The organism is Cryobacterium sp. Y82, assembly GCF_002929495.1.
Classification (GTDB): Bacteria; Actinomycetota; Actinomycetes; order Actinomycetales; family Microbacteriaceae; genus Cryobacterium; species Cryobacterium serini.
Window position 1 is genome coordinate 12,517 of the sequence record NZ_PJJJ01000033.1, and the last position, 17,502, is coordinate 30,018.

Genomic DNA, 17,502 nt, shown 5'->3' on the forward strand with positions numbered 1-17,502 from the left:
CCGGCCGTATGCCGCGCAGAATTGTTGATGCTGTTGATGCCGACGACGTCGATCAGCCGGTGATTGCCGGAATGATGGCGCCGGAAAACACCTGCCAGGCGAGCGCGGTTTTGGCTACCAGGCTCAAAGTGATGTACGTGCGTTCGCCTTGAAGATAACTCTTCCACTTACCGACCTGCTTGTACTGCAGCCATTGGTTGATCGCAAAGGTATTGAAGAACAGGAACAGAGAAATAACAATGCCGACGACGAAGCTCGGGATAGCGACGTCGCTGGCGCTGCCCGGTCGCAGGAAGTAGATAAGGATGAGGATCCAAGGAACGATGCCGACCATGCACCCGAAAATGAATGGCACCAATCCGCGGGAACCGGGACGCTCATATTTCTCCTGCAAGGCACCGAACATGATCATGGCCGCATTAATAGCGAAGACCGCGAACAGCGCACCAATATCCGTAACGCCGTTGATCGCCAGGATGAGCCAGATCATGATCGATGAACTCAGGGAGTATTCGACCCAGCGGAAATAGTTGTGCGTGTTCTTGAGACCGTTCTTGTACCGCGCGAAAAACCACGGGCTCGAAATAAGGAAGTGAAAGAAGGCGCTGAGGGCGAGGAAAGCGACGACACCGGCACCGATATTCACCTCGAACACGGTGACCCGCTCCGGTGGAATTGGAAACCCGGGGGGACCAGCCAAATAGTCCGCCGTCACCGCGAACAGAACCTGCGAACTCAGGGTGCTCAGAATCACCGAAAAGAAGATCGCCTGGAGCAGGTGCAAACTTCCGGCGACGACGTTATAGATTCGCAGCCGATCGATCTGCTCGTCCGGTGTGTACATTTTCTTGGCCAAGGCCATCTCCTTCTTTGGGCGTGCCTGACCTCGCAACACGGCGAGCTGACGGTGCCAGACTCCTGCGGTCATCATGGCACTATCAGGCGCGTTGTCGGTGACGCGTCGCGACCACGTGGTGGCGGGGTTGACCCGGTCCCCTGCTATTCCCCACACCATTCGGGGCCTGGCCGCAGCCCGCGTACAGGGTTCATGTCAGGGTGCCCTCTCATTGCTGGCGCATGTCTTGTGAACGGAGACGGCAGTGCCGCAATGGCATCGCCACCAATGCGTCCACTGGAGTCTCCGCATCCATTGCGCTTTGGCGGCATTTTGTGATCCTTATCTGTTGTGGCACCGCGCAGACGGCCGCGGTGATGTCGGTGAGCGCTTCGGCGAGGTTGCGGTTGCGGTGGAGGCGTTCGACGTGCGGTGGGCCGAGGAAGATGAAGATGGGGAGGGCACGAACGTGACGCAGATGGTCACGAGCGCCCCGATGCTGGCAGCGACCCAGGGGTCGAGGTCGGCGGGGTTGTGGCAGGCCCCGATGAAGCTGACGAACTGGACCACCATAATCAGGGGCCGAGTGTGGTCTTGGCTTCTTGGTTGCATCCTTGCGATGGACACCGCGAGTACTGGGGATAGACGCCTGTTGAGTTGCGACGCGGAATGCTGGAAACGTGAAAAACATGCGTATCATCTCCGCTCTGGCTGCCGTCCTGATCGTCGGTATTATCTGCCTATGATGCAGATCACGAAGCTTGACCTTGGGTACCTGTGGGTCAAGCGCATTGTGGCGATTTTCGGAGTGATCGTCACCGTCGGCTCCGCTTTCGCAACCGGACCGATGCTGATTCACGGGCATCCGGCGTACATCGTGCTACTCGCGGTGACTCTCGTCGTCAGTGTGATTGTCGCCGTGAGGTCGTGGTCCGTACCCGCACCCCGCACACCCGTCCGTCGTGGGCGCAGAGTGGTTCAGGCGGTGCTGATTGCACTGAGTTCTCTGGTGATCGCGGCCGTTGCCTGGCTGGTGCCCCAGTCGGCCGAAGCTCCAGCATTGGCTGCCATGAAGTCCGACCGCACAGTCACGGTGATGGAGGACGCCACCGAAATCGTGATGATGCCAACGGGCGTCGAGAGCCCCGTTGGAGTGTTCTTTCAGCCCGGCGCTCGAGTCGATGCTCGGGCTTATTGCGCGATTCTTCGACCACTGGTCGAGTCGGGGCACTTGGTGGTTATTGCCAAGCAACCCCTCGGAATCGCTTTTCTGTCTACCGGAACGTTTGCGATGGCCCGGGCCGCGCATCATCCGGTCACTCGCTGGGTTGTCGGAGGTCACTCCCTCGGCGGACTTGTGGCGGCGACAGACGCTGAAACTTTTGCTCGGGCCGCTCGCGATCCGGTCGTCGGGCTGCTCTTTTTTGCTTCCTACCCAGCGACGAACATCGCTCAGGTGAACGTCGCAGTGTTGTCTATCTCGGGGTCGAAGGATGGCTTGTCGACCCCAGCCAAGATTGCTGCAGCGAAGCCGACTCTGCCGGCCGCTGCCCGCTACCTCGTGGTGAAGGGCGTCGTTCACGCGTTCTTCGGGGACTACGGGCCTCAGGATGGGGACGGCAAACCTACCATCAGTCACAATCAGGCTCGCGCGGAGATTGCCGCAGGAAGTGTCGCGTTTGTGAACGGGCTCGACGGCTAATCGATCTCGCCCGCCGCGTACGGCGTCGGCAGCGAGTGGGTAGGAGCAAACGCCGGCCGGTTTCTCGGCATCGGGGGTGTCAGATTCCATGGCGTGGGAATCTTCCACATAAAAAAGGTTGGACCCCTAAGATTTGCGCGGGTCATGAATTACCCGATACTGGCACCACTAATCGAAGGCGGACCGTGAAATATTTTGTAGCTGCAGTCCGACTATCTGTCGCGACACTGGGCACGGTGGCGATTCTGTCGACATTTTTCGACACGGCCACGCGGGCGACGATCAACCCGTTCAACTTCTGCGGATTTTTCACCATGCAAAGCAACATTATTCTGGTCGTTGTGCTGCTGGTCGCCGCGGTCGTGTCCCTCTCTGGACGACCCCAGTCCCGGTCGTTGATGTTGGCGCGAGGTTGTGCCACAACCTACATAGTCATCACCGGCGTCGTGTACAACGTGCTGTTGGCGGGACTTGAAGGTGGCGTGTCCCTCGCGTGGGCTAACTCCGTGTTGCACATAATCCTGCCCCTCTATGCCGCGCTCGACTGGGTGATCTTCAGCGACCGCAGTGCCCTGCCGCTCAACAAAATATGGGTCGCGCTTGTCTACCCAATCGTTTGGATCATCGTCGTCACCATTCGCGGGGCAACCGACGGATGGGTACCCTACCCATTCCTGGATCCGGCACAGGGCTACGGCGTCGTCGGGCTCTACGCTCTGGCCATTGCTATCGCAACTGTCATTTTCGCTTCGATTATTTGGGCTATCAGTCGAGTGCACCTCGTGCGCAATCTAACACCGGGGGAGGGGCCCGAAACCCGTCTCTCGGAACTTGGGCTGCATCCCATTATTCAAAGATGACAGCCCAGACGTAGTTCCCGCGCCCGGTGTTTAGGGTTCCACGGCCGCCAGGGGCGCCTGCCCATTGGCGAGGCCGAAACCAGAGCACGCTTGTATTAGTGGCGCCACTGGAAGACCACGTCCAAAGCGGCTTGCGCACTGTTGCCCAGGTGGTCAGAGAACAGCACTATTCGAGCTCGCGTTCTGGACACGGTGCGCCGCAGAACGGAGCTGTGCCGGGTGTTGACCATCCTCGGAGGATATCCGGCGCTATCGCGGTGACGCCAGACCGCCGCGAGTCGATATCGAGTCGACACCCCTCTCGATGGTTTCTCCGATGCAATGTACGCCACGCATCTCACGATGTATGGGCATCCGCGACGCCTCTGACAGACCCCCTGGGGTAACCTGCGGGCGTGGCAACATTCTGGCAAGGTTTGAAGGAGATTGCTCCGTTTTCTAACATGGCCAAAAGATTGCAAAACCGCGTAATCAGGGAGATCTGAGGCTTGTTCCGCCTTCTCATTGGGGGACGCTTTAGGTTTCAAATCTCACCGGTACGCTGGAGACCACGTCACCCAGCACCAGCACGTGCACTCTGCGGGTGGCGCGTCGTCCTGCCACGCTGCTTTTTAGACCCACCGCAGCGCACCCTTTCGGCAGGCCCAGACGACACCGACCATGAGCACACCGAGAAAGACGAACATCTCCACGTCAAAGGCCAGGCAGAGCAGGGTTACCGGGTACCACCTGGCGTGGTATCTGGACAGGGCATGTTCCTCCAGGTCCCGGCTGGGAAGGAACGGCAACCGCTCAAGTGGGTCGCGGGCCACCGCGGTCTATCGCGCCACCAGGTAGAGGCCTCCCACTGTCAGCAGCGTGACTGCGAAAAGATCGGCAATGCTGATGTAAGTGGACACGCGACTCCTTCTCACCACTCCTCGGCCTCATAGCCTTTTTAGATCGATGCGTTGTCCAACCGAGTCCGACGGCGGGTGCGCAGGTATGCTCCCCAGCACGGATACGAGCAGGATACGTATGAGCGAAGTTCCGAACCCGCAAGGGCAGGCGACAGCAATCCTTGCGTACATCGGTGTCCACGCGGATCACTCAATCGAGAAATCGGAAAGACGTGTGCTGTCGAGCTTTATCTAGCCGTGCCCACATTTTGCCCACAGTGCGCGGGATTCGAAAGTCTGCTATCGATATGATCACACCAACTATCCGAGGGGCACCGCAAGCAAATCAGGGGCCGACCTAGGACCGATCGTCAGCCGGTGCCCAAGCGAGGAACAGCATTCCTGTCCTGTGAACCATCGACGCGAGCGTTGCCGAACTTCGGCGCGAAGCGACGGTGCGCGACAGGTCGCCAGCGGGTTATGGTCCAGCCGCGACCAACGCGACTCGTGGATACAGCGAAAAGCAAGCTGACGCTAATAGTCTGGAGTCATGTCGTTTCGTCCCCGCCGGACGCATCCATGGGCACCGTGACACCGTATGACACCGCACATGGCCGTCGCTATCGCGTGCGTTACCGCAAGCCAGACAAATCACAGACAGACAAGCGAGGGTTTCGAACCCGGCGCGACGCGGATCTGTTTCTTGCATCCGTTGAGATCGCCAAACATACTGGCCGATACATCGGTCCCAGCCGCGCCCGAGTCACGGTCGCGGACTGGACTGCCACTTAGTTGGCCAGCCGCTCGGGCCTGCGCACGTCCACTCTTGATCGCGTAAACGGCGCTGCGGTGGGGCGAACTAGCGGGGTTGCAGGTTCGGGACTTCGATTCGGCGACAGTCGCCTCCACATCCTCACCATGATGGTGGAGATCGAAGCGCTTTGACGTTGGCACCCGCCGAGACAGCGAGGCTGGCGCACGTGTCGCGGAGACGCTCGTCACCTACTTGACAGCGTTGCAGCGGCGCTGAATCAGGTCATTATGAAACTGAATGTGGGCAGATGACGAATTGCCGGCATTGGCGACAGTTGCTGAAAGGGCGCAGGATCCGCGTAATCACGCGGATCCTGCGAGTGTGCCCCCAGGCAGATTCGAACTGCCGCCCCTGCCTCCGGAGGGCAGTGCTCTATCCCCTGAGCTATGGGGGCCAGGGTGGTACAAGGTTAGCATCCTGGCTCGGCTGCCAAGACCCACGACGAGCCAGCTGGCAGAATCTGCTAGCCGAGGTGCGACAGCACCGTCGAGATGAGGGACTCCGCATCGCCGGGCTCAAAGAACGCGGAGGTGCTGAGAGTGACCCAGTACTGTTCCGTGAAGACCTGGGCCTGGCCCACGCCACCGGCGTAGGTGAAGAAACCGTCGACGACCGGCGGGGTACCGTAAGTCGGCACGGCCTGGCTGTCGGCATCCGCCTGCTGCTTGAGCGTGGTCATCAACACATCGTTGGGCGCGACGACCGAGACCTCGATGAGTTCGCCGCTGGTCTGGTTTGACCAGCCGCAGGTTAGCCCGTTGTAGGTCGTGGCGGTCTCGGCGAGACCGTCAGCGGTTGGTGAATAATTCGGGGCGGTGCCGTAATTCGGGTTGAAATCGTAGACATCCTGCAGGGTGAGCAGGTCGCCACAGAGCTGCGCAATCGGAGATCCGGTCGCTTCCGCTGTCGGGGTGGGAGACGACGATGGCTCAGCTCCCGTCGTCGGGTCAGCGGATGCTTCGCTCGTCGCGGCCGCGGAATCCGTCGGCGTCGGTTTCTGTGCTCCGCTGCAGCCGGCCAAAAGGAGTGCGAGCAGTGCTCCGCCCGCGAGCATTAGCCCGGCACGTCGGCGCGTGGCAGCTCCGCCGGTGCGTGCAGCGGTGCGAACAAAAAGGGGGTAGACGCGGGTATCAGTCACGCGTTGACCTTACCAACAGGAGGGGCCGGTACGATTGTGCAGTGACTCCTGCCGAACTCTCCCAGTCCCTTTTCGACCTCATCCAGGGCGTCAGCGAACGCCGACGCGAGGCTGACACGGCAGGGGTAGACCTCGGACTCACTCTCGCCGACGTCGCTGTCGAACGCCCGCGCAACCGCGACCACGGCGACTGGGCTTCAAGCATCGCGCTGAAGATCGCCAAACCCCTCGGTGCGAACCCGCGTGAAATCGCGGCCGAACTGGCCGCTGGTCTCGAACAGCTGGCGGATGTCTCATCCGTTGAAATCGCCGGCCCCGGCTTCATCAACATTCGCCTCGAGGCTGCCGCCGCCGGCGCGCTCGCCAAGACCATCGTCGACCAGGGCACTGTCTACGGCACCGGCCACCTGTATGACGGTCTCAAAATCAACCTCGAATTCGTTTCGGCTAACCCCACCGGGCCCATCCACATGGGCGGCGTGCGCTGGGCCGCGGTCGGCGACAGCCTGGCCCGCGTGCTGGCGGCCGAGGGCGCCGACGTGACCCGCGAGTACTACTTCAACGACCACGGTTCGCAGATCGACCGCTTCGCCCGCAGCGTGCTCGCCAGCTACCTCGGCGAACCCACCCCCGAAGACGGCTACGGCGGAGCGTACATCGGCGATATCGCCGCCAACGTGCTCGCGAAGTACGACGGCGACGTCGCTGCCCTTCCCCGGGACGCTCAGCAGGAGGTGTTTCGCTCGATCGGTGTCGACCTCATGTTCACCGAGATCAAGGACAAACTGCACGGCTTCGGTGTGGACTTCGATGTGTACTTTCACGAGGATTCCCTGCACGAATCCGGCGCCGTCGACCGCGCCATCGAACGCTTGCGCGAGCAGGGCCACATCTTCGAAGCGGATGGCGCCATCTGGCTGCGCACGACGACCTTCGGTGATGATCGTGACCGGGTAATCATCCGCTCGAATGGCGAACCGGCCTACATCTCCGGTGACCTCGGCTACTACCTTGATAAGCGCGAGCGCGGATTCGACCAGTGTCTGATCATGCTCGGGGCCGACCATCACGGCTATGTCGGCCGCATGATGGCCATGGTGTCGGCCTTCGGCGACGAGCCCGGCGTGAACCTGCAGATTCTGATCGGCCAGATGGTCAACCTGCTCAAAGACGGCGAACCGGTGCGCATGTCAAAGCGGGCCGGCACCATTGTCACCCTCGACGACCTCGTCGATGCCGTCGGGGTCGACGCCGGCCGCTACGCCCTGGTGCGCTCGAACAGCGACTCACAGCTCGACATCGACCTCGACCTGCTCGGAAAACGCACCAACGACAATCCCGTCTTCTACGTGCAGTATGCCCACGCCCGCACCTGCTCGGTCGCCCGCAACGCCAGTTCGAGCGGCGTCGAACGCACCGTCTTCGCCCCCGAACTGCTCGTGCACGACAGCGAATCCGCACTGCTGGGTGTGCTGCAGGAATTTCCGCGCGTTGTGGCCCAGGCCGCTGAACTGCGGGAGCCCCATAGGGTGGCCCGCTACATCGAGGAGGTCGCCGGCTATTACCACCGCTGGTACGACAACTGCCGGGTTATTCCACTCGGCGAAGAACCGGTCACCGACCTGCACCGCACCCGTTTGTGGCTCAACGACGCGACGGGTCAGGTGATCCGCAACGGCCTCGGCCTGCTCGGCGTCACCGCCCCGGAGCGCATGTAATCATGGCCAAAACAAAGCGTCGCGGCCTTGTTCCGCTCATCATTGTCGGCGTACTCGCGATTCTGCTGGTCGTCGCCTATTTTCTCGTCGACAGCGGCGTACGTGCGTTCGCGCAGGACCGCGCCGAAGTCGAAATCAGCAACCGGATGCCCGCTTCCGTGACCGGCGACATCACAGTCGCTATCGGCGGCACCTCCGTCATTGCGCAGTTCATCGCCGGCAGCTTCGATGAGATTGAGCTCACCGCACCGAACCTGGCGGTCGACGGCGTGCCGGCCTCCGTTCACGTCGTTGCCCGCGACGTGTCGACCAACACTGCCAAGGCCATCGGCTCGGTCAACGCCACGCTCGACCTCGATCAGGACGCGCTCAATCAACTGGTGCAGGCCTCCGGCACCGCTCCCGCCGACGCCGTGATGACCCTGGGCGACGGCACCGTGGCGTATACCGGCACCGTGAAGTTGTTCGAGTTCAATGTGGGCTATAGCGCCACGGCCACGGCCAGCGCCGCCGGGGAAACGCTGAACTTCAGCCCCACCGAAGCCACCGTGACGAGCGGCGTCGGCGACATCGACGCGACACCCCTCGTCAACCTGATCCTGCAGCAGGCACCGATCGGGGTCTGCGTTGCGAGTTATCTGCCCGAGGGAATCGAGCTGAGTGGCGTTGATATTTCGCCCGAGCGCGCACGCGTTACGCTGGAGTCAAGCACGCTTATGCTTACCGCGCAGTCGCTGACCACCCTCGGCAGCTGCGCCGGTTAATTCGAACGCCACCATCTGCGGCGGTAAAATACCGCAGGCACACCCGCTCACCCGGGCTGTCAATTTTCCGGCTTCAGGGACCAATCCGGGTTCGCTCGCTGAGATTCCCCTTCGACTCTCGTGAGGTAGTTCCCGTGACACCTAGACCAAATCCGCTGGCGCCCGACTGGCTGCGCCTACCCGCCGACGCCAACGACATCGCGCCCGGTCTGTGGCCAGCCTCGACGACCCGCAGCCGCACCGGCGAACTCGTGCTCGGCAACGTGCGTGCCACGGCCCTCGCCGCCGAATTCGGCACCCCCCTCTACGTCATCGATGAAGCGGATGCCCGCGCGCGCGCCGCCGAGCTGCTGGCCGTGTTTCAAGCCGAGTTCGCCCGCATCGGCACGAGCGCCAAGGTGTACTACGCCGGCAAGGCTTTTCTCTCGACCGAGGTAGTGCGCTGGATGATCGCTGCCGGGCTCAACATCGACGTGTGCAGCGGCGGCGAACTGGCCGTCGCCCTGGCCGGCGGCGCCGATCCGGCCCGGCTCGGTTTTCACGGCAACAACAAGTCACTCGCCGAACTCGATCAGGCCACCCGGGTCGGGGTCGGCACGATCGTGATCGACAGCGAGGTCGAAATCGGCCGTGTTGCCGAAGCCGCCGCTCGAAACGGTCGGGTGCAGAACGTGCGCCTGCGCGTGAACAGCGGCGTGCACGCGCACACCCACGATTTTCTGGCCACCTCCCACGAAGACCAGAAATTTGGCATCGTGCTCACCGATGCGCCGAGGCTCGTCGCGCTTATTCGCGCCGAAACGGCTCTCAACTTCGTCGGCCTGCACTGTCACATCGGCTCGCAGATCTTCGGTGCCGACGGATTCGCCGAGTCGGCCGCCCGGTTGCTCGATCTGCACGCTGCACTGCTCGCCGATGGCCCGATACCCGAGCTCAATCTCGGCGGGGGCTTCGGCATCGCCTACACGAGTGCCGACGAACCCACCCCGATTCGCGAACTGGCAGCGGCCCTGGCCGACATCGTCGCGACCGAATGCGCGCGGCTGAACATTCCGCTCCCGATCGTCGCGTTCGAACCCGGCCGCGTCATCATCGGTCGCGCCGGCGTGAGCCTCTACCGCGTCGGCACAACCAAGGCCGTCGATGTCTCCGGCACCTCGCGGCTCTACGTGAGCGTCGACGGTGGAATGAGCGACAACGTGCGCCCGGCCCTGTACGGCGCCGACTACGCTGTGCGCCTGGCCGATCGCGCATCGAGCGCTCCGCCGGTGCTCGTGCGCATCGCCGGCAAGCACTGCGAGAGCGGCGACATCGTGGTCGATGCAGACTATCTGCCCGGTGATGTGAGTCCCGGTGATCTGCTCGCTGTGCCGGCCACCGGCGCCTACTGCTGGGCACTTTCCAACAACTACAACTTTCAGGGCCGTGCGCCCGTCATCGCTGTACTCGACGGCACAGCACGAGTGCTCGTGCGCGGCGAGACAATTGCCGATCTGCTCGCGCGGGACACCGGGGCGCAGCAGCCCTCCAACGGAGGAAAATCTTGAAGATCGAATACCGTAATTTGCGCGTAGCCCTCCTCGGCGGTGGATCCGTCGGCGCCCAGGTCGCCCGCCTGCTGCTGGAACAGGGGCCAGAACTCGCCAACCGCATCGGCGCCACGCTCGAACTGGTCGGCATCGCGGTTCGCGATGTCAACGCGGAACGCACTGTCGACCTGCCACGAGAACTATTCACGACCAACGCCGAGGAACTCATCCTCAGCGCCGACATCGTCATTGAACTGATGGGCGGCATCGAGCCGGCCCGCAGCCATATTCTGCTCGCGATCGGCAGTGGAGCGGATGTTGTCACCGCCAATAAGGCACTGCTGGCCCTCCATGGATCCGAACTGTTCGAGGCCGCGAACCAGGTGGGCGCCCAGATCAACTACGAGGCCGCCGTCGCCGGGGCTATTCCCATCGTGCGTCCGCTGCGGGAAAGCCTCGCCGGAGACCAGATCAAGCGAATCCTCGGCATCGTCAACGGCACCACCAACTTCATTCTCGACCGGATGGATACCGAAGGGTCCAGTCTCGAAGACGCGCTGGCCGAGGCGACCGCGCTCGGTTACGCGGAGGCCGATCCGACCGCCGACATCGGGGGCTACGACGCGGCGCAGAAAGCGGCCATTCTGGCGAGTCTGGCGTTTCACACGACGGTTCCGCTGGCATCCGTTTATCGCGAGGGCATCACCTCGGTCACTCCCGCGCAGATCGAATCGGCACGCAAGGCTGGCTATGTCGTGAAATTGCTGGCTATCTGCGAGCGTGTTACCGACGAGAACGGCGTGGACGGGGTGTCGGCACGGGTCTACCCGGCGATGGTGCCGCGCAGCCATCCGCTCGCTGCGGTGCACGGCGCGAACAATGCCGTCTTCGTCGAAGCGGAATCAGCCGGCAGCCTCATGTTTTACGGGGCCGGGGCCGGGGGAGTGGAGACGGCTTCTGCTGTGCTTGGCGACGTCGTTTCCATTGCCAGGCGTCACGTCGCCGGAGGGCCGGGAGTCGCCGCATCGAGCTACGCTGCGCTGCCCGTCTTTGACATCGGCCGGGTCACGACCCGGTACGCGGTGACCCTCGAGGTCACCGACGAACCCGGCGTACTCGCGACCATCGCGAGCGTGTTCAGCAAACGTCTGGTCTCGTTGGCGCTTGTAGAGCAATCCATGACACCGGCCGTGATGGCTACACAGAGTCGCGCAGCGCGCTCAGCCACGGCTACCCTAGTAATCGGGACCCATGACGCAACGGAGGCCGCACTCGCCGCCACCGTGCATGATCTGGCCGCCAATAGTGTCGTCAGCGAAGTCGCATCCGTTTTGAGAGTTGAAGGAGTCTGATGTTTAGCCCAAGCGAGACCAGTGCCAACCTGACCAAGCCCGGCGCGATTGTCAGCCGCCAGTGGCGTGGGGTGCTGAACGAATACTCCGATCGGCTGAATATCTCGGCCGCGACGCCGATCATCACTATGGGTGAGGGCGGAACGCCGCTTATTTCAGCCGGCGCGCTCTCCGCCCGCACCGGCGCCAAGGTCTGGATCAAGTTCGAGGGTATGAACCCGACCGGGTCGTTCAAGGACCGAGGCATGACCATGGCCATCTCCAAGGCCATGGAAGACGGCGCGAAGGCAGTCATCTGCGCGTCGACCGGCAACACCAGCGCCTCCGCTGCCGCCTATGCCGCCCACGCCGGTATCACCGCCGCAGTGCTCGTGCCGGAGGGAAAGATCGCCATGGGCAAGCTCAGCCAGGCCGTCGCGCACAACGCGCAGCTGCTGCAGGTGCAGGGCAATTTCGACGACTGCCTCGACATCGCCCGCGACCTCGCCACCAACTACCCGGTGCACCTGGTCAACTCGGTCAACCCCGATCGCATCGAGGGCCAGAAGACGGCCGCGTTCGAGGTCGTCGAGGTACTCGGTGACGCTCCCGACTTTCAATTCGTTCCGGTCGGCAACGCCGGCAACTACACGGCCTATTTTCGTGGTTACAGCGAAGAGGTAGCTCGCGGCGCCACCACGAAGCTGCCGCGCATGTTCGGCTTCCAGGCCTCCGGCAGCGCCCCGATCGTGCTGGGCCACCGCGTCGACCAGCCCGACACCATTGCGAGCGCCATCCGCATCGGCAACCCGGCATCCTGGGACCTCGCGCTGAACGCACGTGAGCAGAGCGACGGCTACTTCGGCGCCATCACCGACGCGAAAATTCTCGAAGCCCACCGCATCCTCTCGGCCGAGGTCGGCATTTTCGTGGAACCGGCATCCGCTATCGGTGTGGCCGGCCTGCTGGAGCGTGCCGAAGCCGGGTTCATTCCGCGCGGCTCGACCGTGGTCATCACCGTGACCGGCCACGGTTTGAAGGACCCGCAGTGGGCTCTGCGTACCGCAGACGGCTCCGACGTTGCACCGACCATCGTTCCGGTCGACACCGCCGAAATCGCCAGCGTTCTCGGCCTGGCCAAGGCATGACCAGTCCCGTCTCGCTGATCGGCCGCGCAGTCTCGGTGCAGGTGCCGGCCACAACGGCCAACCTCGGCCCGGGTTTTGACACTCTCGGCCTTGCGCTGGCCAAATACGACCAGCTCGAGGTCACCGTGCGAAGCGTTCCCGGTGTGTCCGTCGAGGTGCACGGTGTGGGTGCCGGGGTGGTTCCCACCGACGAGAGCAACCTCGTCGTGCGCGCCATTGCGCACGCGTTCGCCGCCGTCGGCCAGCCCATGCCCGGGCTCAACATCGTCGCGCACAACGTTATCCCGCACGGGCGCGGCATGGGCTCGTCGGGTGCTGCCATCGTGTCGGGCATCATGGCCGCAAAGGGCCTGCTCGAGGGTATCGTCGACATCGATGCTGAAATGCTGCTCGTGCTTTCCACCGAAATGGAAGGACACCCCGACAACGTCGCGCCGGCGCTGTTCGGCGGCCTGACCATCGCCTGGACCACTCCGGAGGGGCCGCGTCACAAGAAGCTGATGGTGCATCGGGGCGTCAAGCCGCTGGTGTTCGTACCCGAGCAGGAGATGTCCACCGCGCTCGCGCGGAGCCTCCAGCCGGCCTCGGTGCCGCACGAGGATGCCGTCTTTAACCTCTCGCGCTCCGCGCTCCTCATCGCCGCGCTTATCCAGAGCCCCGAGCTGCTGCTCGCCGCGACCGAGGACAAACTGCACCAGAGCTACCGCGCAGCCGCCATGCCGGAAACGAACAAGCTCATCAATCTGCTGCGCGCCGCCGGCTTCGCGGCCGTCGTGTCCGGTGCCGGACCATCCATTCTCGTGCTGGCAAGCGATCCGGGCCAGCGCCTGGTGGCGGCCGAACTCGTCGCAAGCAAATCCGATACCCCGTGGCGTGCCCTGATGCTGGCCGTCGACGTTCAGGGCGCTACCGTGCATCCGCTTACCGTAGAGAACGCCGCGTAACGAGTATTCTGACCGGGCCGACCTGCCGCGTGCACGTCGGCCCGACTGGCGGTTCGGTTGGTGCGGGAGTGCTATGATTATTGTGCACCCGATAGAAACCGCCCACGGCGACATCTTCTCCGGTGCATTCCCTGTACCTCACTGCTATTGCGATTTCGTGCGTAGCTGTGTGTGTTTACACCAATCCCCTCCACTGTCGGATTGGATCACCCGCAGCGCATTCGTCGCTGCATACATCTCTCCTGGCCTGAATTTTTGTTCGGCAGGGGAAAGGAACCCCTTTCGTGACTGATGTCAACCTCCGCGCCACTGGCTCGGATCTTCCCCGTCTGAGTACCCTTCGCGTGTCTGAGCTTCAGGCTCTGGCGCTTGAATTGAAAATCCCCGGCGCTTCCAAACTTCGTAAAGGAGAACTCGTTGAGGCAATCGAAACCGCTCAGGCCGGCTCGAGCGCCGCTGCTCCGGTCGAGGCTGCTCCGGTAGTCGAGGCTGCTTCGGTAGTCGAGGTTGCTCCCGAGAGCGCACCAATTGCGAGCCTGGCTGAGTCACTCGAAACGGTTCCGCGCAAGCGTGCACCGCGTCGCGCCAGTACCACTACCGCCGCTCCTGCCAAGTCCCACGTCAATGCCGACGCCAGCACCGGATTCGGTATCATCCTGCCCGATGCTCCGGCGGCTGGCTCGCGGATCGCGCGTAATGCCCGTGGCGCGGTGGCATCCAACACCGTCGCTCCCGCCGTTGACGACGCTGCAACCGCCGCACCCGACACCGACAAGCCGGTTCGGCAGGCACGCAAGCGCGTGCAGGTCTCACCCGTTCACCGCGATGACGCGGTTGCAGTCGTCGACTCCTCTGATGCTCCGGTGGACGCGCCGGCCGATGCACCAGTCGAGGCCACACCGCCCGCTCGCCGTCCATCCCGCCGCGCTTCGTCGCTGCGCCCAGCCGCTGTGGCTCCCGATGAGTCGGCCGCCGAGTCGCCCGCTGAGCCAATCGATGTCGTCGTAGCTCCTCCCGAAGCTGGCGATTTTGCCGATTCGGCCGATTCAGCCGACGAGACAACCGACCAGGCAAACGATTCCGCGGCGCCCCGTCAAGGGCGAAGCCGCAGCCGAAGCCGTGGTGGTGACCGTGCGCAGGGTGCCGATCGCAACCAGGGCGAACAGAACACCCAGAACCAGAGCGAACGTGGTCAGAGTGACCGCAACCAGAGCGATCGCAACCAGAACGGCACCAACGACGAGGGCATGACCCGGGCGCAGAGCCAGCGTCAGGCTCGCAACGAGCGCAATCAGGAACGCAACCAAGAGCGTGCCCAAGCGCAGGCCGACCGCAACCAGGGTCAGAACGATCGTGGACAGGACCGCAATCAGGGTCAGAACGATCGTGGCTCAGACCGCAACCAGGGCCAGGATCGCAACCAGGGTCCCGATCGGCTCGACGACGACCTGAACGGCCGTGGCAACCGCAACCGGTATCGTGACCGCAAGCGTCGCGGCCCGAACCAGGGTGACGACTTCGAACCCGAGGTCAATGACGACGATGTACTCATTCCCGTCGCCGGCATCCTCGACGTGCTCGACAACTACGCGTTCGTGCGCACCTCGGGCTATCTGCCCGGTGCGAGCGACGTCTACGTCTCGCTCGGACAGGTCAAGAAGTACAACCTGCGTAAGGGTGACGCCGTTGTCGGTTCCATCCGGCAACCGCACGAGGGTGACCAGTCCGGTCGTCAGAAGTACAACGCCATCGTGAAGGTCGACTCGATCAACGGCCAGACCGTTGAGGAGGCCCAGGCCCGCGTCGACTTCCACAAGCTCACCCCGTTGTACCCGACGGAACGCTTGCGCCTCGAGACCGAGCCGGGCAAGCTCACCCAGCGCATCATCGACCTCGTCGCCCCGATCGGCAAGGGCCAGCGCGGCCTGATCGTTGCGCCGCCCAAGGCCGGCAAGACCATCGTCATGCAGCAGATCGCCAACGCCATCGCCACCAACAACCCCGAGGTTCACCTCATGGTCGTTCTGGTCGACGAGCGCCCCGAAGAGGTCACCGACATGCAGCGCACGGTGAAGGGTGAGGTCATCGCCTCGACCTTCGACCGTCCTGCCGAAGACCACACCGTTGTCGCCGAGCTCGCCATCGAGCGTGCCAAGCGTCTGGTCGAACTGGGTCACGATGTCGTCGTGCTGCTCGACTCGATCACCCGCCTCGGCCGCGCCTACAACCTCGTCGCGCCGGCCTCTGGTCGAATTCTTTCCGGCGGCGTCGACGCATCCGCTCTGTATCCGCCGAAACGTTTCTTCGGTGCGGCGCGCAACATTGAGAACGGTGGCTCGCTCACCATTCTCGCCTCCGCGCTCGTTGAGACCGGTTCCAAGATGGACGAGGTCATCTTCGAAGAGTTCAAGGGCACCGGCAACATGGAATTGCGTCTGTCGCGTCAGTTGGCCGACAAGCGCATCTTCCCCGCCGTCGATGTGAACGCCTCGGGCACCCGTCGCGAAGAAATGCTGATGAGCCCTGATGAAGTAAAGGTCACCTGGAAGCTGCGTCGCGCCCTCGCCGGGCTCGAGCAGCAGCAAGCTCTCGAACTCATCCTCGGCCGTCTCAAGGAGACTACGTCGAACGTTGAATTCCTCATGCAGGTTCAGAAGTCGATGCCGACCCTGAACGGGTCAGATAAGGACAAGTAATGTTCGAATCCGTCCTCACGCTGCTGGCCGAGCATGATGACCTGCAGTCGCAGTTGGCGGATCCGGAGCTGCACGCGAATCCGGCCCGTTCGAAGAAGGTCAACCGGCGTTATGCCGAGTTGAGCCGCATCATCGCGGCCTACCACGAGTGGAAAGAGGTTGACGATAACCTTGAGGCCGCTCGTGAACTCGCCGATGAAGATGCTGCGTTTGCCGAAGAAATTCCAGATCTGGTGGAACAGCTCGATGCCACGGCTGAGAAGCTGCGACGCCTGCTAATTCCGCGCGACGAACTCGATGCCCGCGACGTGATCATGGAGATCAAGATGGGGGAGGGCGGGGCCGAATCGGCGCTGTTCGCCGCCGATCTGCTGCGCATGTACCTGCACTACGCCGAGTCGAATCGCTGGAAGACCGAGATCATCGAGCAGACCTCGAGCGACCTCGGCGGCATCAAAGATATTCAGCTCGCGATCAAGGGCAATTCGAGTGACCCGGCCGAGGGCGTGTGGGCGCACCTGAAGTATGAGGGCGGTGTGCACCGCGTGCAGCGGGTGCCGGCGACCGAGTCGCAGGGACGCATTCACACCTCCGCGGCCGGAGTGCTCGTCTTCCCCGAGGTCGACGAGCCCGAAGAGGTCGAGCTGCACCCGAACGATCTAAAAATCGACGTGTACCGCTCGAGTGGCCCTGGTGGTCAGTCGGTCAACACGACCGACTCCGCCGTGCGTATCACCCACCTCCCCACCGGAATCGTCGTCGCGATGCAGAACGAGAAGTCCCAGCTGCAGAACAAGGAAGCCGGTATGCGCGTTTTGCGGGCCCGGGTTCTGGCCCGCCAGCAGGAAGAGATCGACGCGGCGGCCTCGCTCGTGCGCAAGGGCCAGATTCGCACGATGGATCGGTCTGAGCGCATACGCACGTACAACTTTCCGGAGAACCGCATCGCGGACCACCGCACCGGCTACAAGGCTTACAACCTCGACGCCGTTATGAACGGTGCCCTTGGCCCCGTCATCGACTCCTGCATCCACGCCGACGAGGAGACCCGCCTGGCAGAGCTAGGCGACCCCGAGTAGGACCCGCACTAACCGACCGGGCCCGGGCCCGGAAAGCCGGCCCACGATAGAACATGGGCCCACTTT

Annotated in this window: 13 protein-coding genes and 1 tRNA gene; 10 read left to right on the plus strand and 4 right to left on the minus strand. The window is 63.1% G+C overall.

Annotation, left to right across the window (positions count from 1 at the left end):
* Nucleotides 1-52: 52 nt before the first annotated feature.
* A complete protein-coding gene (gene heR, locus CXY70_RS09915) occupies nucleotides 53-931 on the minus strand; it encodes a heliorhodopsin HeR (RefSeq protein ID WP_233205874.1) in 879 nt (292 codons plus the stop codon).
* A gap of 646 nt (nucleotides 932-1,577) precedes the next feature.
* On the opposite strand from heR, the gene CXY70_RS09920 reads away from it, so the two are divergent.
* On the plus strand, nucleotides 1,578-2,537 hold the full coding sequence (locus tag CXY70_RS09920) for an alpha/beta hydrolase (protein ID WP_158250957.1): 960 nt from the start codon (nucleotides 1,578-1,580) through the stop codon (nucleotides 2,535-2,537).
* A 185-nt stretch (nucleotides 2,538-2,722) separates the two neighbouring features.
* Nucleotides 2,723-3,397, plus strand: coding sequence for a Pr6Pr family membrane protein (locus tag CXY70_RS09925; protein WP_199183416.1), 675 nt, complete (start codon nucleotides 2,723-2,725; stop codon nucleotides 3,395-3,397).
* A 611-nt stretch (nucleotides 3,398-4,008) separates the two neighbouring features.
* Here CXY70_RS09925 and ndhC read toward each other — a convergent pair.
* The 3 genes from ndhC to CXY70_RS09945 all read right to left on the minus strand — a co-directional run bounded on the left by ndhC (nucleotide 4,009) and on the right by CXY70_RS09945 (nucleotide 6,227).
* Complete coding sequence (ndhC, locus tag CXY70_RS09930) at nucleotides 4,009-4,209, minus strand: NADH-quinone oxidoreductase subunit A (RefSeq protein WP_146066108.1); 201 nt, start codon at nucleotides 4,207-4,209, stop codon at nucleotides 4,009-4,011.
* A gap of 1,202 nt (nucleotides 4,210-5,411) precedes the next feature.
* Nucleotides 5,412-5,483 (minus strand) — tRNA-Arg (locus tag CXY70_RS09940).
* A gap of 69 nt (nucleotides 5,484-5,552) precedes the next feature.
* Nucleotides 5,553-6,227, minus strand: coding sequence for an iron ABC transporter ATP-binding protein (locus CXY70_RS09945; protein WP_104192213.1), 675 nt, complete (start codon nucleotides 6,225-6,227; stop codon nucleotides 5,553-5,555).
* A 41-nt stretch (nucleotides 6,228-6,268) separates the two neighbouring features.
* Here CXY70_RS09945 and argS point away from each other — a divergent pair, with 41 nt between their 5' ends.
* From argS to prfA, 8 genes are all read left to right on the plus strand, one after another.
* Entirely contained in the window at nucleotides 6,269-7,945 is a 1,677-nt protein-coding gene (gene argS / locus CXY70_RS09950) for an arginine--tRNA ligase (protein ID WP_104192214.1), read from the plus strand.
* Between the two features lie 2 nt (nucleotides 7,946-7,947).
* Nucleotides 7,948-8,709, plus strand: a complete 762-nt coding sequence (locus CXY70_RS09955) for a DUF2993 domain-containing protein (protein WP_104192215.1) — start codon at nucleotides 7,948-7,950, stop codon at nucleotides 8,707-8,709.
* A 134-nt stretch (nucleotides 8,710-8,843) separates the two neighbouring features.
* Entirely contained in the window at nucleotides 8,844-10,256 is a 1,413-nt protein-coding gene (gene lysA, locus CXY70_RS09960) for a diaminopimelate decarboxylase (protein WP_104192216.1), read from the plus strand.
* Nucleotides 10,253-11,590 carry a homoserine dehydrogenase gene (locus CXY70_RS09965; RefSeq protein WP_233205875.1) on the plus strand — a complete coding sequence of 446 codons (1,338 nt, stop codon included), beginning with the start codon at nucleotides 10,253-10,255 and terminating at the stop codon, nucleotides 11,588-11,590. The genes lysA and CXY70_RS09965 overlap by 4 nt, the downstream gene beginning before the upstream one ends.
* Nucleotides 11,590-12,717, plus strand: a complete 1,128-nt coding sequence (gene thrC, locus CXY70_RS09970; protein WP_104192217.1) for a threonine synthase — start codon at nucleotides 11,590-11,592, stop codon at nucleotides 12,715-12,717. The genes CXY70_RS09965 and thrC overlap by 1 nt, the downstream gene beginning before the upstream one ends.
* Nucleotides 12,714-13,661: a homoserine kinase gene (gene thrB / locus CXY70_RS09975; RefSeq protein ID WP_104192218.1), complete on the plus strand. Its 948-nt coding sequence runs from the start codon at nucleotides 12,714-12,716 to the stop codon at nucleotides 13,659-13,661. The genes thrC and thrB overlap by 4 nt, the downstream gene beginning before the upstream one ends.
* A gap of 284 nt (nucleotides 13,662-13,945) precedes the next feature.
* A complete protein-coding gene (gene rho, locus CXY70_RS09980; protein ID WP_104192219.1) occupies nucleotides 13,946-16,357 on the plus strand; it encodes a transcription termination factor Rho in 2,412 nt (803 codons plus the stop codon).
* Complete coding sequence (gene prfA, locus CXY70_RS09985) at nucleotides 16,357-17,436, plus strand: peptide chain release factor 1 (protein ID WP_104192220.1); 1,080 nt, start codon at nucleotides 16,357-16,359, stop codon at nucleotides 17,434-17,436. The genes rho and prfA overlap by 1 nt, the downstream gene beginning before the upstream one ends.
* The last annotated feature ends 66 nt before the right edge of the window (nucleotides 17,437-17,502 follow it).

What these genes read in the sequence shown, in the direction of transcription:
- thrC (WP_104192217.1), top strand. Translation starts at nt 11,590, where the DNA reads ATGTTTAGCCCAAGCGAGACCAGTGCCAACCTGACCAAGCCCGGCGCG.
- CXY70_RS09920 (WP_158250957.1), top strand. Translation starts at nt 1,578, where the DNA reads ATGATGCAGATCACGAAGCTTGACCTTGGGTACCTGTGGGTCAAGCGC.
- CXY70_RS09955 (WP_104192215.1), top strand. Translation starts at nt 7,948, where the DNA reads ATGGCCAAAACAAAGCGTCGCGGCCTTGTTCCGCTCATCATTGTCGGC.
- heR (WP_233205874.1), bottom strand. Translation starts at nt 931, where the DNA reads ATGATGACCGCAGGAGTCTGGCACCGTCAGCTCGCCGTGTTGCGAGGT.
- thrB (WP_104192218.1), top strand. Translation starts at nt 12,714, where the DNA reads ATGACCAGTCCCGTCTCGCTGATCGGCCGCGCAGTCTCGGTGCAGGTG.
- prfA (WP_104192220.1), top strand. Translation starts at nt 16,357, where the DNA reads ATGTTCGAATCCGTCCTCACGCTGCTGGCCGAGCATGATGACCTGCAG.